Below are 25,526 nucleotides of genomic sequence, written 5' to 3' on the forward strand. Positions count from 1 at the left end.
TCAGGCCGATGTCCTCCGGGCCAAACCTCACCGCCGCCGAGCACCTGTCCGGCAGCGGAAGGGGCCCGATCCACCTGGGTTCATCGAGGTGCTCGGCCGCGGTAGGCGCTGAGCGCTACCCGGCGGGGCCGAGCACCGACACCTCGGTGAACTCCTCATCCTCGGCGGCGCCTAAGCGGTGTACCCGGTAGCTGGTCAGTACCTTCAGCCGCCGGTGGGACAGATGTCCGCGGCCGGGGTCACCGACGACGACACGCGCGCCGCGGGCGGCGGCGCGCTTCAGGGACCCGCTACCCGCACGGTGAGTTCGGGGTCGTAGCAGGCGTCGCCGGCGAGGATCACGTCGGCGTCGCCGCCGTCGCCGTCGAGCAGGTCGCCCTCGTTCACCGCCACGTCCCGGCGGTGATGCCACCGGTCCCAGCCTGCATGCCCGAGCCAGCCGGCGCCGACCAGGATGCTGCTCAGCTGCGGACCGGCGACCACGGCGGCGAGGATCAGCAGGAGGTACGCGGCCAGCCCGGCGAGTTCCAGCCGGAGCAGCGGGCGCAGTCTCCGGCGGGCCGCGCCGATTACCAGGTAGCCGAGTGGTAGCACCAGCATCGTCCAGGGGGACAGCGCACCGGGATGGATCAGCAGGTCCGCTGTGCACAGCAGAGCCAGCACGGTGGGCCAGCGGCTCAGACACCCGGTGGTGCGCGGCTCATGGGGACTGGGGTGGCGCAGCAGCGGCACGACCATCGCGGGCAGCATCGGCAGGTGGCCGCCGATCAGCACCGCCGCGTCGGGGATCAGGCCGGCCCACCAGGGGATCAGCAGGAGCAGGAACGGCGCGTACGTGGCCGCGGTCATCTCACTGATCGCGGCGCCGGAGTGCCCGCGGTGCCACATCCAGACCGCCATCCCCATGGACATCGTGGTGGCCATCCAGAGGGCGGCCAGGTCGACCCGGGCAGGGGTCCAGAACCGGCCGAGGACCAGCATCCCCACCGTCATCGCGGCGAGCATCCCGGTGTAGTGGTGAACGTGGTGAAGCGAAGGTCGTGCAAACAAATCGGTCATCACCCGAGACTTCGCCGGACCGCGCGCACCGTGCCGGGTGCCCGGCTGCGTCCGCCAACCGCGCACCCGTGGGCTGTGCAAGGGCCACTACTGCAAGTGGTAGGACGACGGCTGCCCGGACGTCGAGGCATTCGCCGCGACGGCGTTGCCTGAAGGGCTCGGACGCAAGGAGCTCACGGTCTGCGCTGTGACAGGCTGCCGCTACGGCGGAGCCCGCCGAGGTTTGTGCGTTCGCCACCAAGGGTTCTAGGAACGGGCCGGCAAGCCGGAACGTGCGGCTTGGCTGGCCACTCTCGCCCCGGTGCGCGATCCCGACCACCCGGTCTGCGCGCTGTCCTACTGTACATTGTGGACACAGGGCCGCTCGACTCGACAAACTGCGCGTAGGCCAGCATGGCCAAACTGGCACGGAGTGGTGATGCGCGGGTTGGAACGTCACGACCGGACCAACCCGCGTAACCGCCAGTGCCCGCGCTCAAGGCAATGAGCGAATGGCCGGTTCTGTCGGCGCCGCGTCGACCAGACAGAGCAAGAGACTGGCCCTGCGTCGTTAGCGCGCACGGCACATCCCAGCGCAGCTGCCAGCCGGTGATCGAATAGTCGCTGGTGGCTCCGGCTCCCGTCGCAGATAGGTGATCGCAATCGTTGCCAGCTGGACCGCGGCCGACAGCAGCGGCCGGGACGATACGCGGCGGCGCCGAAGTCGGGCTCGAACCCGGCGTCAAACTGGCCGCCGGTATTCACCGGCCTTTCCGTCGGCATCGTCTGTGCACTCCTAGTCGCGATCGTGGCCGAGTTCCTCAATGGACAGAAAGGACTGGGCGTGGAACTGATGGGTCGCTCGGACCAGCGCGAACACTGCCGCCATCGTCGTCATCCTTGTGGTGCCCGACGCGCTCCTCAACGGAGAACGGTCGCCCTGATCGGCCGACGGGTCGTGTTCTGGGCTGGCAAGCACTGACTGCTGGCTACGGCTCGTATGATGGCCGTCGCCGGTGAGGCGGACGCATGGGAAGGGTACGCAGCGCGTCCGAGCCCGCGAGCGCCGCTTCCCGCAACGCCGCCATGGCCGAGTGGGAACGAAGGACAGGTGTGGTCATGGCGAGTTCCAAGGCGGCGACGGGCACGGAGCCGTCACCTAGCACCGGCACCGCGACCGAGTCGAGTCCGGGTGTCGGCGACCGTTCGGTGTGAGCGAACCCGTCACGGAGCATGGCGCCCCGCTCCGACGCGTTCGGTGCATCGGCGCGGCTGGCGGAATCAGCGCCAAGGCGGCGCTGGCGGGGTGCGGTCCCCATGGTGAACGCGAGCAGCAGCCGACCTGAGGCGGTCGAGGCAGCTGGCATCCGATCGGGCACCTCGGGGATGAGGGCCGCGTGCGCATGACCGTGCAGCGTCTCGACGTACACGACGTCCTTGCCCCGAAGAACGGCCAATCGCACGATGCCGCCCGTATGCCGATGCAGATCCAGCAGGTACGGCATGAGATGCTGACTCACGCTACGGGAGCCGGCCGTCACCATGGCGGCCAATGCGTGCATCCGAGGCCCCAGTATGTACCGACTCTGGCTGCGGGCCACCATTTCGTGCCGGCTGAGAGTCTGCAACAACCGATAGGCAGTTGACTTCGGAAGTGACGTGTCCCTGGCGAGACTGCTCAACGAAACAGGCTGGCCCGACGATGCGAGACCCTCGATCAGCCTAACCGCGCGTCCGATGGCGTCGGCGGACAACGACGAAATATCCGAGGTCGGCGACGCCCGCGCATCGGCCACGTGCGGCTCCAAATCTTCATCAATGTCATCTCTCGCCCAGCCAGCGAGCCGGGGCGTGACCGCACCAGTCCCACTCCTGTCTCCTTCTGCCTGACACTAGATCTCACTGCCTGACACTAGATCTCATCGTTACGACGACCTCGTCGTCCCGATGCGGCACGGGCGACATCGAGAACAACGATCGATGTAAGCCATAGGTTACGCGCTTTGCGGAATGCCCTGCGCATGCGCTTTCCCACTCAAAGGTGAACGCGGCGAGCGGGGTCTGACAGGCCATATAATTAACCGGCGTCCCAAGAACGGACGCGAGGTAGGCCTGTACTTCGCCAAGTCGATCGTTGCACCGCGACCGTCAGACCGCTGTCCAGCCAGGGCGACTAGCAGGACCACCACGTGAAACAGCCGAGGAGGCCGGTGAAGGCGACTACTACGCGAGGAGTATCGATCCGGGCGATCAAGTAGACGGAGCCTCCGGAGCTTACTCTCATGCCGGTCCGCAAGGCCGCACCCGCCGACAGATAGGCCGGGTGGCGGCGTGGACGTTCGGCGCACTTGAGGCGGTCGTGTTGAGCTCGTCGTCGACCCAGGTCACCGCAACTGCCGGCGTTCGCCGCAACCGGCGCAGTGGGACGTCTTGAGGGAACACAGCGCCGAGCAGGCAAGGACGGTCCCAGGGCGTGCGGGGTTGGGTCGGCGCAGTTAAGTGGTGTTGGCGTTCGACGGCTCGGTGTCCGTGTCGGAGACGATCGGGCGGGCGAGCGTGTGGCGCCCGGGAAAGGTTCTCCGGGCGCCACCGATCTACGGCATTCGACTCGTCGGCGTGAGGATCACACTCCGCTCGCGCAGAGTCCGCACCCGAAATACATGTAGTCATAGACATGGCCGAGATCCGGTAGGTCGGGGAAGGCCAGCCAGGGGAAGGAGAACGATTGGACGGTGTACGGGGTGAACGCCTTCTGGAGGGTGATCTGACCTCCCTGTGTGGGCGCGCTCGCGCCGGTGGGCATCGACACGCGTACGGCGTCCTGAATCTGCTTGCCGTCCTTGAGCGCGTTCAAGGGCACAAGGTGGGAGTAGCCTGGATAGGCGGGCTCGTCCCACCGGACCCACAGCTGGTTGTCCTGTGGGTCGGAGATGTTGTCGCAGTTGCTCTGCTGAACGTTCATCCCGACGGCGGGCGTGGTGTTCGCGGGTACTTCGAGGCACCGTAGAGCCGCCACGGACGTGTCGGGTTCGACGTCGTTTCTATCGATGTAGGTGAATCAGGCCTGGGCGATCCGGAACGTGTCCACCTGCTTGGCACCCCAGGTGTTCGGGTTGTAGAAGTCCGAACCATTGCCGTAATATTTCACCGTCGTCTTGCCCGACGGGATGAGCGTCCATACCTGATCGCGTACGGTGTTGTTGTACTGCGGGACGCCATTTCTCCCAGTACATCCCGGGCACACGGGTGTGGTGCTGACCGTCACCCCGGTCCCCTCCGCCGGGAGGACTTGACAGCCCAGGATTATGCCTGGCAATCCGTAGTAGCAGTCCGGCGATGGGATCTGAATCTCGGCGGTATAGGGCTGGTACTCGAAGGCGTGGATCGGCGTGACCCGCCACCGCTTGACGTCGGCGTAGGTGATGGGGATGCCGTCGTAGTCAGTGGTGTTCGCCTGTGCCGGAGCGCCGCCCACGGTGGTGAGTGCGATCGCCAGGAGCGATGCGACGATCGACGCGACGAGCAGCCGCCGCGTCCGCCGGGTGGACGTGAGTTCGTTCAGGGTGCAGTCTCCTCTCTGCGATGAGTTCGGCCGCCCGACGTCCGAACGACCAGCCCGGGCTTCTGAACCCGGTACCCGCGAGCCTGACAGTGATCGGCGCGCAAAGCGCCTGGCCATTTCGAACAGTTCCTGCGGTCGGGACCCCGAACTCAGGCGCACCCACGCCGTCATGGAGCAGTGCTGCCGGTAGTCGAGCGCTTTGGCCGCTGGCCGCGGCGGTGCTGCGTTCGCGCGCAGCACACGAGTTGGTCGGCTTGCTGCCCATCACTGCCGATCGGCACGCCGCCGGCGGCGTCGCCGTTGATGAACGGGACCTGGACCGCGGCAAGCCGACTTTGATCATTTCCGACGGGACATGGGCATGGAATCGACAGCTGCCGGCACTGCGTGGAGTCGGGCCCTACGGTGGCCGCCGACGTCAGGCGATCATCGACCAACTCGCTTCTGACGTTCGTATGACATTCCAGGGCGACACCAGTCTGGGTGCGACGTGCAGCATTCGGGCGGCGTTGGCCGCGTGGTCGGAGAGGCTGTTCCGCTTGCTGCCGGACGCGCGGTTCGAGTTGCGGCAGGCGGCGGTTGACGGCCCGCTGTGGAATACCCCGGACCGCCGCCCCACCACTTCCAACGCCCGGGCCAGCGCACGGCGCATACCGGCGTGGTCGCCCCGGACCGTGAAAAGGCGACTGGTGGACCACGCTGATCTTGCGGAATGTCTGCCTAGGCATCGACCAATTCGCCGATCTTGCCGAAGACCTAGGTGCGTCGTAACCTGCTCACCGAGCGGCGCAAACGGCCTTGTCGACGACGGGGCGCTACGGCGTGAGCGCCACCACGATCGTCCGCCGCGCGACTGGTACGTGCTGACCGAGGCCGGGCAGCAGCTCGTCTCGATCCTGGTGGCGCTGACCGCGTGGGGCGACCGGTGGCGCACCCCCGAGGTGGCCCGCCGATCCGGTCTCAGCACGGCGACCACACCGCTGTACCGGTCGTTGCATGTGGAGTGTGCGGCGACGAGGTCACGTCGTGCGACCTAACCGCCAAGCCCGGTCCCGGTGGGCACCGAGCGATGCCCGCCGGGCCAGGGGTGCGGCACCGGGCTGACCGGCACGCCGGGAGCGAGTATGAGGTGGCACGCCGATGACCTGAGCGCGGTGCGGCGAACGCTCGAGTCGGCCCAGAAGGGCAAGCCGCGGTGGTGACCATCGCCGGCGGGCCCGGGATGGGCAAGTCGAGTCCGTTGGCCAAGGTCGTGCGCCTGGCCGAGCGGTTCCACGTGCTCGATGTCGGCGGAGAGGAGACCGCGTTTCACGAGCCGTACTCACTCCTGCGGCCCGATGAAGGCCTGGTAGCCGACGCAGCTGTGTTGCGCGGTGATGGTGAGCTGGCCGTGTTGAAAGCCGGGTCTGGCGGGGCACGTGCGTAGGTTGTGGGCTGGCGACGCGGTCAGCCCCACGTTGGAGGGGGGTCAGACCGTGATGACCTTGACGCCGACGTCGGTGAGCCGGGCGACAAGGTCATCCGGGGCGGAGCTGTCGGTCACCAGCGTGTCCACCTCGGATGCCGTGCAGATCCGGGCGAAGGCCCGTTTGCCGAGCTTGGAGCCGTCCGCCACCACGACGACCCGACCGGCCCGGGCCGCCAGCATGTGGTTGACCGCCGCCTCGCCCTCGTTGTGCGTGCTGGCACCGTGCTGGTCGTCGATCGCATCGACGCCGAGGATGGTGAGGTCGAGCGCGACCGTGTCGAGCATGCCCGACGCGATCGGGCCGATCAGTTCATACGACTGGGGGCGGGCGGCGCCGCCGGTGACGACGACCCGGATGTGCTGACGGACCACGAACTCGTTGGCGATGTTCAGCGCGTTCGTGACGACCGTGATCGGTGGCCGGTGCTGGTCGGCGCTGATGTCGGTTCGCATGGCGAGGGAGCGGGCAACCTCAGTGGTCGTGGTGCCGCCGTTCAGCCCGATCGTCGACCCGGGTGCCACCATTGCGGCCGCGGCCGCGGCGATACGCTGCTTCTCCGGCGCGTGTCGAGCCACCTTGTACCGCAGCGGAAGGTCGTACGACACGCTGTGTGCGGCAGCGCCGCCGCGCGTCCGGGTGAGCAGTTGCTGAGTTGCGAGCTCGTCGAAGTCGCGCCGCACGGTGGCTGTTGAGACGCCCAGTTGTGCCGCTGTCTCATCGATTTCAAGTTGGCCGGCATCGGCCAACATTTCGACGAGTTTGTTCCATCTTTCGTAGCGGTTCACTGGTTTCCCTGCTCGCTGGCGTTCTGGTTGTTGCAGAATATCGCAAACATACTGCAACGTTCCTGCCAGAACGGACAGCGACCTCGTTGCGGTGATCAGGTCGTCGTGCCGCGCGAGGCGCTCGGGAGCTCGAACGCCAGCAGCCCGGCACCCAGGCAGCCGGCCTGGTCGCCGAGCTCGGCTCGGACGACGGACGGCGTGCGGTCCGCTGTAAGGCGGGCACGGATGGCGGCACGCAGCGGGGTGAGCAGCGTCTCTCCCGCCTCGCTCAGGCCACCTCCCAGCACGACCGTGTCGGGATCGACGACGGCAATGGTGATCGCAAGCACATCGGCGAGCGCTTCGATGGCGTCGCGCCAGACGGCGACCGCGTCAGACTCGCCCGCCGCGACGTCGGCGCTGAGCCGCTCCGAGGTCGCGGTCCGGCCCGTCCGTTCCTGGTACCGGCGGGCCAGGGCAGCGGCCGACGCGACCTGCTCCAGGCAGCCGAAGCTCCCGCACCCGCACGGCGAGCCGGTGGCCCGTGTGCCGTGGCCGATCTCTCCTGCCGCGTACCGGGCGCCAGTGAGCACCCGGCCGTCCACGACAGTCGCGGACGCGATGCCGGTGCCGATCGGTACGAACACCATGCTGCCGACGCGTCGGCCGGCGCCGAGCCGGGCCTCGGCCAGGGCACCGGCCCGCACGTCCTGCCCAACCGCCGTCGGCAGTCGCAGCGTGTCGTGCAGGATCGCCTGAACCGGTACGTCCCGCCAGCCGAGGTTGATTGACCGCCCGGCGACGCCGTTGCGTTCGTCGACGATCCCAGGCACCGCCACGCCGGCAGCGACCGTGCGCAGACCCAGCCTCACCGCGTCCTCGCGCAGCGCCGCCACCACCGACAGCAGACGGGCCAGCACCGCGTCCGGACCGCTGCTGGCATCGGTCGGCACGCGCGTGCTGCAGTGTGCGGTACCTGACCGGTCGACCAATGCCCCTTTCATTGTGGTCCCGCCGACGTCCACCGCGACGACCACGTCGCCGCCGTTGCCGACCTGTGTCCGGTCCGTCATCGCAGGATCACCGAGCGGGTCAGGTGCCGTGGCGCGTCGGGATCCAGCCCGCGGTGGACGGCAACGGCGACCGCGACCCGTTGCGTCATCACGAGCTCGGCCAGCGGGTCGCGGTCGGGTGTGTGCAGGAACGTCGCTCCGGTGCGCTGGATGTCGGCCGTCAGGCCGTCGGGGAGGCTTCCGAACGCCCACACGATGCGACCGGGTGCCGCGATCGAGATGGGGCCGTGACGGTAGTCCATCGCCGGGTATGCCTCGGTCCACAGGTTGGCTGCCTCACGGCATTTCAGGGCGGCCTCGTGGGCGAGACCCAGGGTCCAACCGGTGCCCAGGAAGGTGACCTGCTCCACCGAGGCCGGATGCACCGGGAGCGGTTCGTCGAGCACGGTGACCGCGTCGGCGATCGCCCCGGTGAGGTCATGTCCAAGATGGACTCGCAGGAGCGCCGTAGCGCTGGTGGCAAAGCGTGTCTGCACCACTGATTCCTCATCGGCGAACGGCAGTGCCACCACTGCTTCGGCGCGGGCCGAGACCGGAGACGCTGCGACGGCGGTGATCGCCGTCGTCCGCGTGCCGTCGGGCAGGCCGGCGAGAAGGTCGAGCACCTCGGTCGTGGTCCCCGACCGGGTGATCGCGACTACACGGTCGTACCGGCGAGTGGTGGGAAACTCGGAGGCCGCGTACGCGTCGGTCTCGCCGTGCCCTGCGGCTTCCCGCAACTGCGCGTAGACCATGGCCATGAACCAGGAGGTGCCGGCGCCGACGACGGCGACCCGTTCACCGGGTGACGGCAGTGCCGCGCTGCTCTGGCCGGCCGTGTCGATGACGGTTTTCCAGCACTCGGGTTGGCTAGCGATTTCTCGCTCGACGTGACTCATCGGTTGCTCCTTCAGGCGGGCGCAAGGCCCACTGGTGATACTGGTCGGGTGTGCGACTACTGCGAGTCGTGCATGCGGTAGTCGTAGCGGCAGGGAAGCGGGTGGTCGCGCCGGACGTCTGCCAGGCCCGCCGCTGCGGACCGCTGCTGGTGGTATGTCCACCACAGCGCGCTGAGGGTGTTCTCTCCTTCACGCAGGTCCTCGACGATGATGCCGCGGTCGAGGAGCGACCCGGCCCGGGCCAGGTCGCCCGCGTTCAGCGCGGCCTGACACTCGAGCAGCCGTACCCGGCCGTGCATTCGCTGCTCGGGGTCGACGCGGTCCACCAACGTCAGGGCGTCGGTCGGCCGGTCGGCGCGCAGCAGCGTCTGGAGGGTCTCGACGGTCAGCTGGCGAAGCCGCGGCGCCATGCGGTGGGCGGTGAGCAGCCGCTGCGCTGCTGCGGCCGGGTCGCCGGCGAGCTCGTCGAGCACGGCGAGGTTGCGGGTCGCCCAGGCATTCTCGGCGAGCCCGTTGGAGCGCTGCCACGCGTCGCGGGCGCGGTCGATGTCGCCTCGGTGGTACAGGGCGACGCCCAGATGCAGCCAGGTGAACCAGTGGTCGCCGTGCTGGGCGGTGCTCTTCTGCAGCAGTTCCCGCCAGTCGTCGCCGACCGCGTACGAGGAGGGCGGTAGCGACGGGGCGGGGGCGGGCATGGCGCCGGTCTCCAACAGCGCCAGCCAGGACTGCTGGTCGCGGCCGAGCGTGTGGTCGTCGAACGGCGTCGCCGGCAGGTGCGGCGCCGGGTCGCCGAGGTGGGCATGGAGTCGCCGCTGCAGCGCGCCCCATCCGGTGCCCTGGTGCAACGGCGCGACCGGCGGCTGCTGCGACCACGAGCCGGCCGCCCGCAGCTCCGCCTCCATCACGGCCGGCGGCACCAGCTGGTCGAGCGCGTCCGCCACACTGTCCCGGCTCGCCTGCCAGTCGCTGCCGTGGACCGCGGTCGGGTCGGCGGCCAGGAGCCCGTACGCCTCCAGCCAGGTCCAGCTCTCCCCGGCCGGCAGCCGCAGATGCTCCAGCTGCGTTCGCGCGAGACCCGCCTGGATCTCGAGGTATTCGGCGCTGGGCCCGGAGAGCCAGCTCTGCCAGTTCCGTCCGCCCAGGCCGTTGCCCCAGCGGAACAGTTTCCGCCCGGCGAGGCGCTCGGTCGAGGTCTGGACCAGGCCGGCCCCGTCGGCCTGCAACGCCGCGATGAAGCGGCGCCGGCCGGCTGGGATGTCGAAGAAGAAGTCGGCCGCGATCGGTGCCCGCGCCGGGTAGGTCTCGTCCTGGTCGTCGCCGGGGATGGGGACCCTGCGCAGGACCGAGTTGTACGAGAGGTGGTACGCCTCGGTGGCCGGCGCGATGACCCGGGTGTCGGGTGTCTGTGGGACCGCGATGTTCGACCACCAGTACATCGGTGCATCGTCGGGCCCGGGATTGCTGACGCGCACGTGCACGTAGAGCACCGGTGACGCCGGCGGCAGATACGCGTCGATCTGGTACACCAGTTCGCGCAGCCGCTCGAACTCCCACATCCGCAGGGCCGGCGTGCCGTCCGGCCGCAGCGTGCGGGCGGCGTGGACCGGCCCGCAGCCCAACGGTGTGTGGCCGATGGTGCCGATGTTCCACTCCACTCCGCCTGCGAACCACGCGTTGCGCAGCCCGAGATTGGCCAGCTGCAGCACCGGGTTGCGGTGCAGCAGCTCGCGCCCTGTCGGGAGGTGGACCAGCGACCAGAGCCGCCCGCCCAGGCCGGGCAGGAACTCGGCGCGGAGGTGCTCGTTCTCCAGCACCACGGTGCGGTGGGTGACGTCGGCGAGGTCGCGGCCGTACCCGTCCTGGTTGGTGTACGGCAGCAACGACGTGACATGGCCGTAGCTCAGGTTCGCGGCCATGTCGGCGTCGGCGGCGCCGGCGTCGATACCGGCGTGGATGTCGCGCAGCGGACGCAGCGGTGGCAGCGGGTTGTCGCCCTTCATCGGCGCGGTCGGCAGTGTGAGTGTGGAAAGGAATACCCGCGTCATTTGCCGGCTCCGACCGTGAGACCTTCGATGATCCGGCGACCGGCCCACCAGTAAGCGAGGACGACTGGCAGCACCACCACGACGAGCCCCGCGAACAGGCCACCCCAGTTCGACGTGTACTGCATCGTGCCGTAGAGGCCGAGCAGCGCCTGGGGGAGCGTCTGCTGGTCGGTGTCGACGATGAGCACCAGCGCCAGCAGGGTCTCGTTCCACAGCGATACGGTGGTGAGCACCAGGGCGGTGATGAGGCCCGGCTGGGCCAGCGGCAGCATCACGCGCCCGAAGATGCGCAGCGTCGATGCCCCGTCCAGCGCTGCGGCCTCCTCGAGCTCCTCGGGCAGCGACTGGAAGAAGCCGGTGAGGAGGAAGACCGCGAACGGTAGCGACGTGGCGACGTAGATCATGCCGAGGCTGAGCCGGTCGTCCCACCACCCGAACTGCTCGTTGCAGAAGCTGCTGATGTTCTGCATCAGTACGAAGATCGGGATGATGACCGCCTGCAACGGAATGCCCATGCCGATGGCGAAGAACGTGGTGAGCGGGCCGGCCGACCTGGTTCGAGCGCGGGACAGCATGTAGGCGGCCGGTGCGGCAAGACCCACCACCAGCACGGCGGAGATCCCGACGATTAACACGGAGTTGGCGAATGCGGTGCCGAACTCGGCCACGCTCCATGCGCTGACGTAGTTGTCCCACTGCGGTGCGGCGGCCAGCTGGTACGGCGCGTCGAAGACGTCCTTGCTGCGCTTGAGCGAGGTGAGCACGATCCACACCAGCAGGAAGATGTTGAACGCCACCCACAACAGGACGAACACCCGGCCCAGCGTCAGCACCGGCGACAGCCGGGCGACCGGGCGCCAGCCACGGCGGCGCGCCGTACCGGTCGGGGCCGGACCGGCCGTGGCAGGTGGAGGCGGCGGCGGGCTCGGGGCGACAAGCGGTTCAGAACTGGATCGTGTCACGACGCATCACCCGACGCAGGAGGACGACGAACATGGCAATGGCAGCAACGAGCACGACGCCCATGGCGCAGCCGTACCCGAGGAGATACGCCGGCGAGCGGCCGCCGGTGGTGACGATGAACTGCTGGATCGGTACGGTGCGGGTGTCGGGGTTCGGGGAGTCGCCGGTGCCGACGAAGGCATAGATGAACTCGAAGATCTTCATCGAGTTGATCACCCACAGGACGGCGGCGACCGAGACCACGTCCCAGCTCAATGGCAGCGTCACGTGGCGGAACCGCTGCCACTGGTTCGCGCCGGCCAGTTCGGCGTCCTCGTAGAAGTACTTGGGGATCCGGTCGACGCCGGCCATCAGGATGACGACGTAGAAGCCGGTGCTCACCCAGACGATGCCGATCAGGATGGTGCTGAACAGATGCTCGGGCGCGAGCCAGGGCCGCGCGAGCATGTCCAGTCCGACCGCCCGCAGCGATGCGTTGGCCAGACCCTGCGGGTCGAGCAGCAGACCGAGACCCACGCCTATGGCGATCGGCGAGACGATGTACGGGAAGAACAACAGTGACCGGATCGCGTAGCGACCACGCATCTCGCGGAGTACCACGGTCATGATGAACGCGATGGCGAAGACCGCGACCCCGCAGATCGTGAGGATCTCCAGGGAGTTGAGGAACGACGTACGGAAGATGTCGTCGCTCCACAGCCGGCGATAGTTGGCCAGGCCGACCCACTTCATCTCGTCGCCGGCGCCGCGCCAGCTGTGCAGGCTGATCCACACGCCGGAGATCGCCGGGCCGATGACGAAGGCGAGGTAGAGGGTCAACGCCGGCGCGAGGAACGGCCAGTAGAGCCGTCGGCGCTGGCGGCCCAGTGGACCGTCGCGGTGGTGGGCCGGCCGGGTGGCCCGGGAGCGTTGCTGCCGGGCCGCCACGGTGGTTGTGGTCATGGCGCTGTCACGCGCCCTGTTGGAGCTTGATGGTCTCGGCCTTGAGCTTCGCGATGAAGCCGGCGGCGTCGAGTTTGCCGTTGAAGAAGTCGCCGTTGAGCGGCTCCCAGACGTTGGAGACCCAGTCGGGCGCCACCGCTCCGGCGTCGTCGTACGGCAGGAAGATGTTGTCGCCGGCCGCGGTCAGTTCCTTGCTGAAGTCCGCCAGCACGTCGGGTGGAGCGACATCACTGCGCGGGGTGAGGTTCTTCGCGTCCGTGGCGATCTTCGCCAGCCGGTCCTTGTTGAGGAAGTAGGCGATGAACTTCTCCGCGGCGTCGGCGTGCTTGGCTTTGCTCGGGATGGCGAACCCGATGACACCCGCTTCGGCTGCGGTGTTGCCCTTGCCGCCCGCGACCGTCGGATACGGGAATGATCGGTAGGTGAAGCCCGTGCTTGCCTGCGGCCCCGTCTCGCTCGGCGCCCAGGTGCCCATGAGCAGCAGGTCGGTCGGGCTCTTGCCGGAGGCCCAGGCGTTCTGCTGCGCCGGGAACTTGGTGGCGTTGAAGTCCTTCACCAGGTAGCCGCCCTTGATGAGCTGCTCGACGTCCTTCGCGGCCTCGAGGAACGCCGGGTCGTCGAACGTGGCGCCGGTCTTGTCGGTGGCCGCCTTGGACAGCAGCCCGACGCCACCGTGGCGCACGATCGACCACGTCGTGAAGTAGGCGTCGTAGAACTTGATGTCGCCGTCGAGCGCAAGCGGGGTCTGGCCCTTCGCCTTGAGCTGGTCGAGGAGCTTGATGAACTCGTCCCACGTCTTCGGGGGATTGGTGGCGAGTTCGGGGTGGGCTGCACCGTTGAACCACATCGTCGAGCCGATGACCTCGTACGGTGCGACGATCGGGTTGCCGGCGGCGTTGTGGTAGGGCTTGACGAGGCCGGACGGGATGATCTCCCCGACCTTCTTGGTCTCACCGTCCACAGTGGAGTTGTAGAGTTCGGACAGGTCGCGGGCGCCGTCGACCTTGCCCAGGGTTCCCTTGATGGAGCCGGCGTCCTGGTCGGTCAGGTCCGGCGGGTTGCCGGCGTTGAGCCGGGCCGCGACCTGCTTGAGCACGTCACGACCGGCCCACTGCACGTCGACCTTGATGCCGGTCTGCTGCTGGAAGTCGTCGAGCGCTGCCTGCAGAACCTTCTGCTGGTCCTCGCCCTGCTTCCACATCGACCAGTACACGAGTTCGGTGCTGGCGCCGCCGTCGGAGGTCTGGTCCGAGCCGCATGCGGCCAGTGGTGCCAGCAGTCCGGCGGCGAGGGCAGCGGCCAGCAAACGCCGGCGCGTCATGTGGTGATGCCGCATCTTCGATACCACCTGTTCTGTCCGTGGATGAGGGGTGCGCTCCGGCCGGATCCGATCCAGCGGCACGGAAGGCGCTTGCGATGCTCAGTTGTGCATGTGGATGCTGATCGTGCGCAGCTTTACGTCACTTGTCAACATGCGATTGCAAAAGTTGCAACATTGTCCCGGTGACACCGAGGCTCCTCGGCGACCGGCCGGTTATCGCGCTCCGCCAGCACCCAGACATGGTTCTGTCCGTGCGGACCGGCCGTCCGCACGGACAGAATGCGCTGATGCTGCTTCGGATCGGCGATCGGCCTCCACGGTCTCGTCGGGACCAACAAAGGTGGGACGCCAGGTCGTCTGGCGGCGCCCCCGTTGCCTGCCAATCGGGCAGGACATGCCAGAAGTGTGCTCATCACTGCTAGTTCAGTCAATGTTCAGATCATTATTTGGCATGCCTCTACATCCGTTGACACCTCGGCGTCCCGTTCGTAGGCTGGCGACGCGCTGACTGCTCCCTCGGTGGAGACGACTTCAACGGATAGTCGGGGTGACTCCACACCCCGAGGAGAGCACCATGAAGATCGGTCGGATGACGCTGAGCCGGCGAAGGGCGACGGTCATCGGTTCCGTGCTCGCCCTGGTCGCGGCAAGCCTCATCACCGCGACGCGGGTCCAGGCGTACAACTGGAACCCAAGCCTCAGCAACGTGTTCCAGGACGACTTCAACGGCACGACGGTGGACAACAGCAAGTGGCTCATCGCCGCCAAGCAGTGGCCCCGGTCCAGCGGAGACTCACCGGTCAACGGCGGAGTCGTACCCGAGAACGTCTCCGTCTCCGGCGGAAACCTCCGGCTTGAGGCGCACGGCGACCAGTACACCGGCACCGGGCCGATCGGACTCAACGGCGACAACTCCGACAACGACCTGCGCGGCGCACGCCGGGTCGGCGCCGCGATCGCGACCCGGGACTACTTCGCGTCCGGCAAGTACGAAATCCGGGCGAAGTTCCCCCCGGTGCCCGGCGTCACATCTGCCATCTGGACCTACCACTACGAGGAGTACTACCCACGGCAGTCCGACGTTGCGTCCACCTGCCCGACGGTCGGCAACGAGGACGACGGCTATTACTACACCGTCAACCACGAGATCGACATCGAAGCGGTGTGGAAGAACGCGAGCAGTGTCAACGGCCAGTTCGTCACGTACCGATGTGACACCGCGCCCAACCAGCAGCTGACCAACCCGCTGCCCACCGACGGGCAGTTCCACACCTACACCATCGACTGGCACACCAACGACCCGGCTGCCCCCGGCAACGGCAAAGCGGCTCAGCGGGTGGATTTCCTCGTCGACGGCGTCGTGAAATGGACGAGCACCCAGCAGATCCCGACCCGGGCCAGCCGTCTGTGGCTCGGCGTGTGGTTCCCGACCTGGGCCGGCTCACCCACGTTCAACACCGCTGTCATGGAAGTCGATTCGGTGAAGATCACGCCGTACCACGAGCGGGGCACCGACGTCCGCGATGCGACCAACGGCCGAGTCACCCAGGAGATCGGCGACCACTGGACCCAGGAGACCTATCCCAACGACGGCTGGGCCAACGCCTACCACCGCCCGGCGAAGACACCGCTCAACGCGAATTTCGGCAACGGGCTCGACCCGGCGGTCTGGGTCCTGCCGAAGAAGAACTGGGGCGGGCAGTACGACGCCAACCAGAGCTACAACGGCGGCGTGCACCCGCAGAACGTCAAGCTGCAGAACGGCAACGTGGTGCTCGAAGCACACGGCGACGAGTACAACGGTCTGCCGCTGGGGCTCAACAAACGCGTCAAGGGTGGACCACCGTCGACCCGTACCGATGGCAAGCGGGTCGGCGCGGCCATCGCTACCGCCGACTACTACGGACCCGGCCGGTATGAGATCCGCATGAAGGTCGCGAACGCGCCCGGGGTCAGCACCGCCATCTGGACCTACAACTACCAGGAGCTGTACGCCGGCCAGTCGCAGCCGGTGCAGCCGGCTTCACTGGGCTGGCCGGACTACACATTCCAGTGCCTGCCGGTCGGCTGCCCCGACCCGAGCAACCCCGGTGACGGGTACTACGCCGTCAACCACGAGATCGACATCGAGTTCCCCGGGCGCAGCGGCCCCTACACCTCGGACTTCTCGTTCCGAAGCGCGATGTTCAACACGTGGACCGGCGAGAACACCAACGAGTCCAACATCCAGATGATGCACAACGTCCTCAACCCGCAGAACGACGGCCAGTTCCACGACTACGTCATCGACTGGCACACCAACGCCACCGACGGCGGAGCGGCCAAGCGGGTCGACTTCTACGTGGACGGCGTCAAGATGGCCACCAGCACCACGCACATCCCGACCCGGGCCAGCCGCCTGTGGATCGCGACGTGGTTCCCCAACACCTGGGCCGGCACGGCCAGCTTCGACGCGGCCCAGGCCGAGGTGAGCAGCGTCAAGATCACCCCATACGCGTCCGAACCGGTCGACTGGTACCACGACGGTCTCGACCCGCTGGACTGGGCCAACGAGCTGGAGTACCCGAAGCTCGGCTCGGCGCCGTCACCCTCGCCGACCCGGACCACATCGTCGCCCACTGCCACCGCGTCGCCGACGCAGACCACCTCGAGCCAGCCCCCGGCGACCAACCGCATCGTCAACGGTGACTTCCAGGCGAGCAACACCGGCGTCACCGGATGGACCTGCTCGGCCACCGGCCCGACGGCCGCCGCGACCGTCGCCACCGGCGCCGGCATCCCCGGCAACGCACTCAAATTGACCCCATCCGATCGCGACACCGCTGAATGCACGCAAACGGTCACCGGGCTGACCCCCGGTACGACCTACACGTTCACAGCCGACCTCAAGAGCTCGTCCCCGGGCCTGCCATACGTGTATGCCCGGGTCTACAACGGCGCACAGACACTCGAGGTGAGCTCGCACAACGCCGCCAGCTACGAAAGCAAGACGATCGCCTTCGTCGCGCAGGGCACGTCGGCCATCGTCTCGCTGCAAACGTACAAGCAGCAGTCCGGCGACACCTTCGTCGACAACGCACGCCTGACCTGACCGGCGCCGTCCCGGGCGGGCTGCGGTCTCGCCCGGGACGGCGTTCAGGTGTATCCCGCGTGTCCGGCACGGTCACCGGGTCGCCACGACGACCTCGGCTCCGGCGCGGCGGATCGCCTCGATGCCCGCGGCGTCGGCGGTCTCGTCGGTCACCAGCACGGCCACGTCGGTGATGGCGCAGATCGCGGCGAGGCAGTTCCGGCCCACCTTGGAACCGTCGGCGACCACCATCACCTGGTCCGCGCGCTGGATCATCGCCGCGTTGGTGTGCGCCTCGATCTCGTCGTGGGTGGTCAGGCCGCGGCGGACGCTGATGCCGTCGACGCCGACCACGGCGACCTCGATGTTGAGGCCGGCGAGAGCCTGGTCGGCCATGGGGCCGACCAGTTCATACGACTGGGTGCGGGAAACGCCGCCGGTCATGATCAGCTTGAGTCGGGGTCGCAACGCCAGCTCCGAGGCGATGTTGATCGCGTTGGTGACCACGGTGAGGTCGACTCGGTCGGCGAGCAGCCGGGCCAGGATGTGGGTGGTGGTACCGCCGGTCAGTCCGAGGGTCAGTGGCCCGCGTGGCAGTAATGCGGCGGCGCGCTTGGCGATCCGCATCTTCTCCTCGCGGTGCTGGCCTACCCGGTAGCGCACCGGCAGCTCGCTGGCCACGTCGACGGCGACCGCGCCGCCGTGGGTCCGCGAAAGCAGGTTCTGGTCTTCCAGTGCCTGCAGGTCGCGCCGGATGGTGGCGGGCGAGACCTGGAACTTCTCGGCGAGGTGCCGGGCGTCGACCGAGCCCCGGCTGAAGACGCGCTCGAGGATGGCGGACACACGGTCGGCGCGACGCGGGGAACCGTGCGGCATGGACGCTCAACTCCAGCATTGATCGAACGCGCGTCACGATAGGCCACTTGCGCGCGATGCGTCAAAGGGTGTTCGTGACCGTCAGGCCGGGCCCTAGTAGGAGATGATGCCCTGGAATACGCCGGTTTCTTAACTATAGGCCGTCGGGGTAGGAACTCCCGCCGGCCTCCAGCGCCGTTTGGTGCGGACAAACGCGCAACAGAAACTGCTCACTTAGTCGGTAGAGATTGTCTGCCGAACAGAAACGAGCATAATTCCCGTGCATGAACGACAGTCCGCCGGACGTCGCCGGCCAGCTGGACCTGCGGCAGCGCGGCAGCCGCCCCCTCCCGGCTGCCGGAGGTGCCGAGTGATCGTGACGGTGACACTGAACCCGGCGCTCGACTTGACGTACACCGTCGACGCGCTGGTCCCGCAGACCACCCACCGGGTGCGTGCGATCGCCGAACGGCCCGGCGGCAAGGGCCTGAACGTGGCGAGCGTCCTACACACGCTGGGCGAGCCGGTGCTCGCGACCGGCTTCCTCGGCGGTACGACCGGCGCCGCCGTTCAGGCGCTGGTCGACGCGAGCGGCCTGCCGTCCGCGTTCGTGTCGATTGCCGGGGAGACGCGGCGGACGGTCACGGTGGTCGACGCCGCCGATGCGACCGGGCTCTGGGAGCCCGGGCCGACCGTCACCGGGCCGGAGTGGACGGCGTTCGTACGCCACTTCTGCGAGCTGCTCGGCCGTGCGACCGTGGTGGTGTTGTCCGGCTCGTTGCCCGGTGGGCTCGAGCACGACGCCTACGCGATCCTGATCCGGCTGGCCCGCGAGCGCGGCGTACCGACCGTGCTGGACACCAGCGGAGCGCCGCTGCGCCACGGGATCGCCGCCGGCCCGGACGTGGCCAAGCCCAACGAGCAGGAGCTGGCCGACCTGTCGGACCTGCCGGCCGGCGGGACCGCGCTCGTCGTGTCCCTTGGGCATCGCGGGTTGATCGCCCACACCGGCGCCGGATCGTGGCGGGCCACGCCCCTCGAAGTCGTCGCCGGCAACCCGACCGGCGCCGGCGATGCGTGCGTCGCGGCCCTCGCTCGGGGCCAGCGGGATCGCACCCCGTGGCCCGAGTTGCTCGCCGACGCCGTCGCGCTGTCCGCCGCAGCGGTCGCTGCCCCGGTCGCGGGAGCCATTGACATCGACAGGTACCGAAGCTATCGCCAGCATGGAGGAGCGCAGCCAGATGTTCAGCCCCACCCGTGAGATCATCGCCGACGCGCAGCGCAAAGGCGTCGGCATCGGCGCGTTCAACGTGATCACCGTCGAGCACGCCGAAGCGATCGTCACCGGCGCCGAGGCCGCCGGCTGCGCAGTCATCCTGCAGATCAGCGAAAACGCCGTCCGCTTCCACCACGGCCGGCTCGGGCCGATCGCGGCTGCTGCCCGCCGCGTCGCCGAGCTTGCTGCGGTGCCGGTCGCCCTGCACCTCGACCACGTGGAAAGCGACGAGCTCTTCGACCAGGCAGCCGCGAACGGGTTCGGGTCGGTCATGTATGACGCGTCGAGGCTGCCCTACGCCGACAACGTGCGGGCGACCGCCGACGCCGTGCGCCGCGCGCACGCGCATGACCTGTGGGTGGAGAGCGAACTCGGTGAGGTGGGCGGCAAGGACGGCACCCACGCGCCGGGCGCACGAACCGACCCGGACGAAGCATCGGCCTACGTTGCCGCGACCGGCGTAGACGCGCTGGCCGTTGCCGTCGGGTCGTCCCACGCCATGGTGACGCGCGACGCCCGCCTCGACCACGATCTCATCAAACGACTCAAGGCCGCCGTCGACGTCCCGCTGGTACTGCACGGCTCGTCCGGCGTGGGCGACGACGAACTGCACGAGGCCGTCACCAGCGGCCTGGTGAAAATCAATGTCGGTACCGCGCTCAACGTGGCCTTCACCGGCGCCATCCGGCGCACGGTCGAACAGGATGCGACATTGGTCGATCCACGGAAGTATCTCCGAGCAGCGCGGGAGGAGATGGCCACGACCGTGAGCTGGGCACTGCGTGTGGTGACCCGCCTGTAGCCCCGAGCCTGCTCGGTCATGGTCCAGCCGCTACGCCAATCAACGGCGCCGGCGATCCGGCCACCAGCGCCGCCGACGCGGCGTGACCACCACTGAGGCCGCGACCAAGCTGCTTCACGCCATGATGTCTGCTGACTCGAACGACACACGTTGCCATCGAGACGCGCGAATCTCAACGGCGCCAGCGCCGCGCAGCGACGAGCCAACGCGTCCCCAAGCGAGGGTCTGAGTCGAAAACGAACCTCATTGGATGGGGTGGAGGTTGACCTGGTAGCCCAGTTGGTTGAGTTGGAGACGAGTCGTCTGGCGTGTTTAACCCGGTCGACGCGGGTGAGGAAGTAGAAGGCGCCGAGGTTGTGGTAGTCGGTGTTGTCGAGCACGACGGTCCCCAGCATCACAAGCAGGCCGGGACGCTGCCCGGGTGCGGTGAATGGCGAGGCTCGCGCGAAGCGCAGCGCTGCTCACCACCGTCGACCCGGCTGCGGCGTGTATGACCGCGCCGCCACAGCGGAACGTTGCGGCAGGCGGCGCTGCGGTAGGCGTGTACCGCCGATCGACGCTCGGCTATCACCGGATGCGCCCGGGAGACGACGTAGCACCAATACTGGACCGCGTCGTTGCGGTCGTGATCGGGCCCCCCGCTAGCGATCACCGGATTCGGGGAACTGGTCGGTGAGCCCCCGGGCGCGTATTTGGCGATCGACCGCCTGGCTGGCCGCGGACAACCGGAACCCGCAATGCAGCTGATCTGCGGCGCGGCGTGCAGCCAACAGGACGCTGATCCCGCCGATCCCGACCGTCGTGACCATGCTCAGATCCAGCAGCAGCTCGCTCGGCACCGTCTCCAGTGCCGTGGCCAACGCCTGGTGGAACGTCGTAGCCGTGTCCTGGTCGAGCTCACCCCGTAGTTGGAGCAGGACCTGCCCAGCGGCGTGCCGATACACCTCGAACGAGAGCGCCATGTCGCCAGTGTCCCACAGCACGCACGACGTCGCTACTTTCTGTCAGCCTGAGATAACGGTGCGGATGTTCGGGGTTGTCGATCCCAGTGGCTGACCGAGCGGCCCTGGCCGCATTCCGCGGAAGAACTCGCTCGGGCCTGGAATCACGTCGTGGCCGGGTGGCCCGGGCCGACGTCGGCACGGCTACTCGCAGGCGAGGCCGACCATGTCGTAGTCGCCGGCAACCAGCGCGCTGAAGCTGTGCGCTACCGCGCCGACCTCGACCCACCACTGCCGGTCCAGTGGCACCTGCTGATCCATCCCGACGCGCCGACGTCACGGTGATGCCGTCAAGCCGCCAAGGCATGATCGACGACTCCACCCGTGTGGTTCCCGCGCAGGCATCGCGGATCGCCGCGTACTGCGCATGGTGGCGTGGCAGCTCCCGGAGGTCTTCGAGCCCGGAGTTTGTGTGCGGTGTGGGCGGGAACGTGATGTTGCGTGACGATGGAGGAGATCGCCGGGGAGTTGCACGGCTGCCGCCGGAGCAGTCCACCGCGCAGCGCAATGCTCAAGCCAAGCGGGCGAGGCAGGACGGCGACGGGCAACTGGCCGAGGCGATCCGCGGACTGGCCAAGCCGAACCTGGCTGCGTGGCTGGTCAACCAGATGGTCCGCGAGTACCCCTCGGAGATGGCGGAGCTGCTCGATCTCGGCGCCGCGTTGCGTGAGGCGACCGCTTCGCTGGACGCTGAGCAGCTGAAGGACCTGTCCGGGCAGCAACGGCGAGTGGTGCACGCGCTGGTCCAGCAGGGCCGCAGCCTGGGCCGCGCCGCCGGGCACCCGGTCTCTGAGGACACCGCCCGCGGCGTGGAGGAGGCGCTGCACGCAGCGCTGGCCGATCCGGGTGCCGCCGAGGAGGTCCGCGGGGGCCGGCTCACGGCAACGCTGTCCAGCGGCGGCTTCCCGTCGACCGCTGCCCGAGCGAAACCGGCGACGCCCGTCGGGACGAAACGCGCTGCGCCGAGGTCCGCCGACGAGGAGCGGCTCGCCGCGGCGGATCGCGACTTGGCCGAGGCCCGCGTCGCCGTCGAGGAGGCCACCGCCCAGCGCGAACGGGCGGAGCAGGCGCTCCATGAGGCCCAGAGCACCGCCGAACAGACGGCCTCGCGGGTCGCCGAGCTGCGGGACCGGCTTGAGGAAGCGGTTGCCGACAGGCCGAGACCGACCAGACGGTCCGTGCCCTGCGGTCCGAGGCGAGACGGATTCAGAAGCAGACCCGCGAGGCGGAGCGGCGCTTCCACGACGCCGTCGAGCGCCGCCGACGGCTCGCCCGGTGACCTGCGGCGGTTCGACGCCTCTGGTCACGGATATGCGCATGGTTGAGACGGAGGTGGCAGCGATGGCGCGGTCGATCTGGACCGGAGTGATCTCGTTCGGGCTCGTGTCGGTGCCGGTGGCGATATACCCGGCGACCCACGAGCAGGAGTCATTCCACCAGTTCGAGCAGGGTACGAGCGACCGTATCCGCTATCACCGGGTCAACGAGCGCACCGGCAAGGAGGTGGACCTCACCGACATCGTCAAGGACGCCGACATCGGCGGCGGGCAGTACGTCATGCTCGACCCCGACGAGCTCGACCAGATCGCGTCGGGCCGCTCACGCAGCCTCGACATCCACCGGTTCGTAGACCTCGCCGACATCAACCCGGCCTACTACCAGAAGAGCTACTACCTGGAGCCGGGCAGCGACGAGACGACGAAGACGTACGTACTGCTCCGCGAGGCCATGGCCGAGACGAACCGGGCGGCGATCGCGACCTTGGTGATGCGGGGCAAGGAGTACCTCGCCGCCCGTGGCGCCCGGAAGACTTCCACGACACCTACACCGATCGCGTCCACGAGCTCATCGACGCCAAGGTCGTCGGCAACGAGATCACCCGCGCGGAGGAGCCACCGGAGCCCACCGGCGTCACGGACCTCATGGAGGTCCTGCGGCGCAGCGTTAAAGCCGCCCGCCAGCGCCGCGGCGAGACCCTGCCGCGGACGTCGAAGGCCGCACCGTCGCCGAAGACGCCTGCCCGTAAGCCAGCGTGCAAGGGCCTCAAGGACATGACCAAGGCCGAGCTCGCCAAGCGCGCCGGCGAGCTGCACATCAAGGGCCGCTCAACCGTGACCCGCGACGAGCTCGAACGCGCCGTCGCCAAGGCCGCCTAAGAGGTCCTAACAAAGTCGGGTGACGTGTCGGTAGGTGATGATGCAGGTCGCGAGGCTGAGGAAGGCTTCGTGGATGTCGTCGCGGCGTTCCCAGCGGATGCGGAGCCGTTTCATTCCGTGGTACCAGCGGATGGGTCGGCCGCGCGGCGAGGTGCCAGCCTGGGCTGGTCCTTTTCCGCGCGGCCTCCCGCCGAACCGGACTTGATGGTTTCCCGATCATCCGGCTCTCCAGTGACTACTGCGTGTGCGGTAGGCCAGGCTGTCCACTGTGGATGCGGTCGTGGCAGGAGGTGCAGACCACGAGGGTTTTGCGTCTCCGATTCGCCATGGCTTTGGCCCATAGTGGTTGGAGCGGCCCGGATGCGCCGAGGTCTACGAGCTTGCGGACGTGGTGGACTTGCACCTCGCCCTTGTGCTGGCAGACCTCACAGGTGTCCGCGAGGAGACGTTTGATGATCTCCTTCTGCGGATGATCGACCCGGATCGGCTGTCGGTCGATGACCGTTGCCGTTCGTTGCCGGTGAAGTGGAATACCTCCGAACCGTGCGACCAGTGGTTGCCTGCCGTCGCGTTCGATACGTGCCTCGAAGCAGGTGCGAACCCCTTGCGGTGTCGGGACTTTGGCCTTGTGTCTGGCGGCCATTCTCGACACTGACGAGCGGTGCTTGCCTGCCAGGGTCTTGAGCATGGAGGTCTCCATGACCCAGCGCAGCCGGTGAAGTCGGTGGACATCTCCGGCCAGCAGGTAGTACTGGACGATGCCCCTGTAGACGGACCCGTAGGTGGCGACGATGGTGTAGTCGTCACCGTTGGTCAGGGCCTTCTGCTTCACGGGTTGGCCGCGGCGCAGGTAAGGGACACACTTGGCTTTGATCACGTCCAGTGGGACTCGCAGGGCGACCTGCCCGTTGACCGACCGACGGCGTCGGGTGGTCTTGCGGTCGTTGTGCTGGACGGTGATCTCGTAGCCGAGAAACCGCGCCGCCTTGGTGCGGGCGTGCGTGATCAGCGTCTTGGTGTGGGAGAGTTCCAGCTTGAGTTCGTCGCGCAGGAACCTCGCCAGCCGCTGTTTGATCTCCTCGGCTTCGGCCTTCGGCCCGGTGAACCCGAGCAGGTGGTCGTCTGCGTATCTGCAGTACCGCAGTCGCCGATAGCCCGGATCGTTGGGGTCGGCGCTGGGCAGAGCGACCATCCGCCGCCGTAGCTGCCGGGCCTGTGGCCGGTCGCCGCGTCGTCGGGCTTCGCCAGCTCGTTTTGTAGTTCGAGGTAGGCAGGGTTCCGTGCCCTGCGGTCCCCTCGGGTGTATTCCGGAATCAGAACGTTCTCGACGAACTCGTCCAGCTTGTGCAGGTAGATCGAGGACAGGATCGGGGACGCGACTCCGCCCTGAGGTGCGCCGGACAGCGTGGCACCCCATTTCCAGTCCTCCAGGTATCCGGCTGTGAGCATGTTGCGCACCAGCCGCAGGAACCGGTTGTCGTGGATCTTCTCCGACAGGATTCCGATCATCAGGTCATGGTCAAGCGACCCGAAGCAGTCGGCGATGTCCGCCTCGACGAACCAGGCTGTTCCGGTCCAGGTGTTGGCGATCTCCCGCAGCGCGGTATGACAGCCACGACCGGGACGGAACCCGTGGGACCGGTCGGAGAACGTCGGCTCGTAGTACGCCTCCAAGAGCAGGCGCACCACCTCGCCAACGAGCTTGTCCGTCCAGGTCGGCAGCCCCAACGGGCGGGTCTTCCCGTTCTTCTTCGGGATGTGAACCCGCCGCACGGGAGCGAATCGGAAGCGCTCATGGCGCATCGCGTCGATGACGCGGCCGACCTTCTCCTGAGACATACCATCCACGGTCTCCTGTGTGACCCCCGGTGTCATCGCGCCGTGGTTGGCATAGATGCGTCCGTAGGCCAGCAGATACAACTGCGGGTTGAACAGCTGCCGATACAGTTCGTTCACCGGCAGGCCACGCCTGCCGCGCTCACGCAGGACACTCAGCACCGTTGCGGCGTTCTGCATTACGCATACCTCACGATCTGGTGGTGTCCGATCACCTGGCCCCCTTCGCCCGTGTAGGCGGCTTTCCCGCCCTCCCCGGCCGGCCGTGACTCCGGCGACTACTACGAGGCCTCCGTCGCCATAGGGCTCGCGCCCGACAAGCGATCCCGCGTTCGTCTCTGTCGTACGTTGCAGCGTGACGTAGGCGCCCCACTCATCTCCTTCGACACCCTCGCTGGGCGTCGCCCCGCGCCCCGAGGGTGCGTCGGCCACGATCGACTCCGACGCAGAGCACGGCACCGGTTTCAGACGTCTT

Annotated in this window: 22 protein-coding genes; 7 read left to right on the forward strand and 15 right to left on the reverse strand. The window is 68.0% G+C overall.

From position 1 onward, the window contains the following. Nucleotides 1-279: 279 nt before the first annotated feature. The 4 genes from AB0K00_RS40380 to AB0K00_RS40395 all read right to left on the reverse strand — a co-directional run bounded on the left by AB0K00_RS40380 (nt 280) and on the right by AB0K00_RS40395 (nt 4,840). Nucleotides 280-993, reverse strand: a complete 714-nt coding sequence (locus AB0K00_RS40380; protein WP_363532337.1) for a hypothetical protein — start codon at nt 991-993, stop codon at nt 280-282. 1,034 nt (nt 994-2,027) lie between these two features. After that, nucleotides 2,028-2,834, reverse strand: a complete 807-nt coding sequence (locus tag AB0K00_RS40385) for a helix-turn-helix domain-containing protein (RefSeq protein WP_363532340.1) — start codon at nt 2,832-2,834, stop codon at nt 2,028-2,030. An 827-nt stretch (nt 2,835-3,661) separates the two neighbouring features. Beyond that, on the reverse strand, nt 3,662-3,892 hold the full coding sequence (locus AB0K00_RS40390; RefSeq protein ID WP_363532343.1) for a hypothetical protein: 231 nt from the start codon (nt 3,890-3,892) through the stop codon (nt 3,662-3,664). 204 nt (nt 3,893-4,096) lie between these two features. Further along, nucleotides 4,097-4,840: a hypothetical protein gene (locus tag AB0K00_RS40395; RefSeq protein WP_363532346.1), complete on the reverse strand. Its 744-nt coding sequence runs from the start codon at nt 4,838-4,840 to the stop codon at nt 4,097-4,099. A gap of 14 nt (nt 4,841-4,854) precedes the next feature. Between AB0K00_RS40395 and AB0K00_RS40400 the strand changes: the two genes are divergently transcribed. Continuing rightward, nucleotides 4,855-5,637 (forward strand): winged helix-turn-helix transcriptional regulator, encoded by a 783-nt coding sequence (locus AB0K00_RS40400; protein WP_363532349.1) that lies wholly within the window; start codon nt 4,855-4,857, stop codon nt 5,635-5,637. 158 nt (nt 5,638-5,795) lie between these two features. Continuing rightward, on the forward strand, nt 5,796-6,026 hold the full coding sequence (locus AB0K00_RS40405) for a hypothetical protein (RefSeq protein WP_363532352.1): 231 nt from the start codon (nt 5,796-5,798) through the stop codon (nt 6,024-6,026). 42 nt (nt 6,027-6,068) lie between these two features. Here AB0K00_RS40405 and AB0K00_RS40410 read toward each other — a convergent pair whose 3' ends face one another. From AB0K00_RS40410 to AB0K00_RS40440, 7 genes are all read right to left on the reverse strand, one after another. Then, nucleotides 6,069-6,854: a DeoR/GlpR family DNA-binding transcription regulator gene (locus AB0K00_RS40410; protein ID WP_363532418.1), complete on the reverse strand. Its 786-nt coding sequence runs from the start codon at nt 6,852-6,854 to the stop codon at nt 6,069-6,071. A gap of 95 nt (nt 6,855-6,949) precedes the next feature. Further along, entirely contained in the window at nt 6,950-7,906 is a 957-nt protein-coding gene (locus tag AB0K00_RS40415) for an ROK family protein (RefSeq protein WP_363532355.1), read from the reverse strand. Then, nucleotides 7,903-8,784 carry a sugar isomerase gene (locus AB0K00_RS40420; protein ID WP_363532358.1) on the reverse strand — a complete coding sequence of 294 codons (882 nt, stop codon included), beginning with the start codon at nt 8,782-8,784 and terminating at the stop codon, nt 7,903-7,905. The genes AB0K00_RS40415 and AB0K00_RS40420 overlap by 4 nt, the downstream gene beginning before the upstream one ends. Nucleotides 8,785-8,840: 56 nt before the next feature. After that, nucleotides 8,841-10,829, reverse strand: coding sequence for a DUF5107 domain-containing protein (locus AB0K00_RS40425; RefSeq protein ID WP_363532361.1), 1,989 nt, complete (start codon nt 10,827-10,829; stop codon nt 8,841-8,843). Further along, on the reverse strand, nt 10,826-11,644 hold the full coding sequence (locus tag AB0K00_RS40430) for a carbohydrate ABC transporter permease (RefSeq protein WP_363532364.1): 819 nt from the start codon (nt 11,642-11,644) through the stop codon (nt 10,826-10,828). Before AB0K00_RS40430 ends, AB0K00_RS40425 begins: the two co-directional genes overlap by 4 nt. 127 nt (nt 11,645-11,771) lie before the next feature. Then, nucleotides 11,772-12,734 (reverse strand): sugar ABC transporter permease, encoded by a 963-nt coding sequence (locus AB0K00_RS40435; protein WP_363532367.1) that lies wholly within the window; start codon nt 12,732-12,734, stop codon nt 11,772-11,774. A gap of 7 nt (nt 12,735-12,741) precedes the next feature. Further along, nucleotides 12,742-14,055, reverse strand: coding sequence for an ABC transporter substrate-binding protein (locus tag AB0K00_RS40440; RefSeq protein ID WP_363532370.1), 1,314 nt, complete (start codon nt 14,053-14,055; stop codon nt 12,742-12,744). 574 nt (nt 14,056-14,629) lie between these two features. Here AB0K00_RS40440 and AB0K00_RS40445 point away from each other — a divergent pair. Then, nucleotides 14,630-17,146, forward strand: a complete 2,517-nt coding sequence (locus tag AB0K00_RS40445; RefSeq protein ID WP_363532373.1) for a glycoside hydrolase family 16 protein — start codon at nt 14,630-14,632, stop codon at nt 17,144-17,146. A 72-nt stretch (nt 17,147-17,218) separates the two neighbouring features. Here the strand turns inward: AB0K00_RS40445 and AB0K00_RS40450 are convergent, their stop codons facing one another. Beyond that, nucleotides 17,219-17,968: a DeoR/GlpR family DNA-binding transcription regulator gene (locus AB0K00_RS40450; protein ID WP_363532375.1), complete on the reverse strand. Its 750-nt coding sequence runs from the start codon at nt 17,966-17,968 to the stop codon at nt 17,219-17,221. 388 nt (nt 17,969-18,356) lie between these two features. Here AB0K00_RS40450 and AB0K00_RS40455 point away from each other — a divergent pair, with 388 nt between their 5' ends. Together AB0K00_RS40455 and AB0K00_RS40460 are read left to right on the forward strand one after the other, a co-directional pair. After that, nucleotides 18,357-19,241, forward strand: a complete 885-nt coding sequence (locus AB0K00_RS40455) for a 1-phosphofructokinase family hexose kinase (RefSeq protein WP_363532377.1) — start codon at nt 18,357-18,359, stop codon at nt 19,239-19,241. Beyond that, entirely contained in the window at nt 19,222-20,058 is an 837-nt protein-coding gene (locus AB0K00_RS40460) for a class II fructose-bisphosphate aldolase (protein ID WP_363532421.1), read from the forward strand. The genes AB0K00_RS40455 and AB0K00_RS40460 overlap by 20 nt, the downstream gene beginning before the upstream one ends. Nucleotides 20,059-20,699: 641 nt before the next feature. On the opposite strand, the gene AB0K00_RS40465 is transcribed toward AB0K00_RS40460, so the two are convergent. After that, the gene (locus tag AB0K00_RS40465; RefSeq protein WP_363532380.1) at nt 20,700-21,020 is read right to left on the reverse strand and encodes an STAS domain-containing protein; all 321 of its coding nucleotides are present in this window, start codon (nt 21,018-21,020) and stop codon (nt 20,700-20,702) included. Between the two features lie 344 nt (nt 21,021-21,364). Between AB0K00_RS40465 and AB0K00_RS40470 the strand changes: the two genes are divergently transcribed. Beyond that, the gene (locus AB0K00_RS40470) at nt 21,365-22,384 is read left to right on the forward strand and encodes a hypothetical protein (RefSeq protein WP_363532383.1); all 1,020 of its coding nucleotides are present in this window, start codon (nt 21,365-21,367) and stop codon (nt 22,382-22,384) included. Beyond that, nucleotides 22,377-23,114 carry a Ku protein gene (locus tag AB0K00_RS40475; RefSeq protein WP_363532385.1) on the forward strand — a complete coding sequence of 246 codons (738 nt, stop codon included), beginning with the start codon at nt 22,377-22,379 and terminating at the stop codon, nt 23,112-23,114. Before AB0K00_RS40470 ends, AB0K00_RS40475 begins: the two co-directional genes overlap by 8 nt. Before the next feature lie 336 nt (nt 23,115-23,450). Here the strand turns inward: AB0K00_RS40475 and AB0K00_RS40480 are convergent, their stop codons facing one another. Together AB0K00_RS40480 and AB0K00_RS40485 are read right to left on the reverse strand one after the other, a co-directional pair. After that, a complete protein-coding gene (locus tag AB0K00_RS40480; RefSeq protein WP_363532425.1) occupies nt 23,451-24,092 on the reverse strand; it encodes a group II intron reverse transcriptase/maturase in 642 nt (213 codons plus the stop codon). A gap of 128 nt (nt 24,093-24,220) precedes the next feature. Further along, complete coding sequence (locus AB0K00_RS40485; RefSeq protein ID WP_363532388.1) at nt 24,221-25,171, reverse strand: reverse transcriptase/maturase family protein; 951 nt, start codon at nt 25,169-25,171, stop codon at nt 24,221-24,223. Between the last annotated feature and the right edge of the window lie 355 nt (nt 25,172-25,526).

The sequence above is a fragment of the Dactylosporangium sp. NPDC049525 genome (genome assembly GCF_040676755.1).
Lineage (GTDB): Bacteria > Actinomycetota > Actinomycetes > Mycobacteriales > Micromonosporaceae > Dactylosporangium.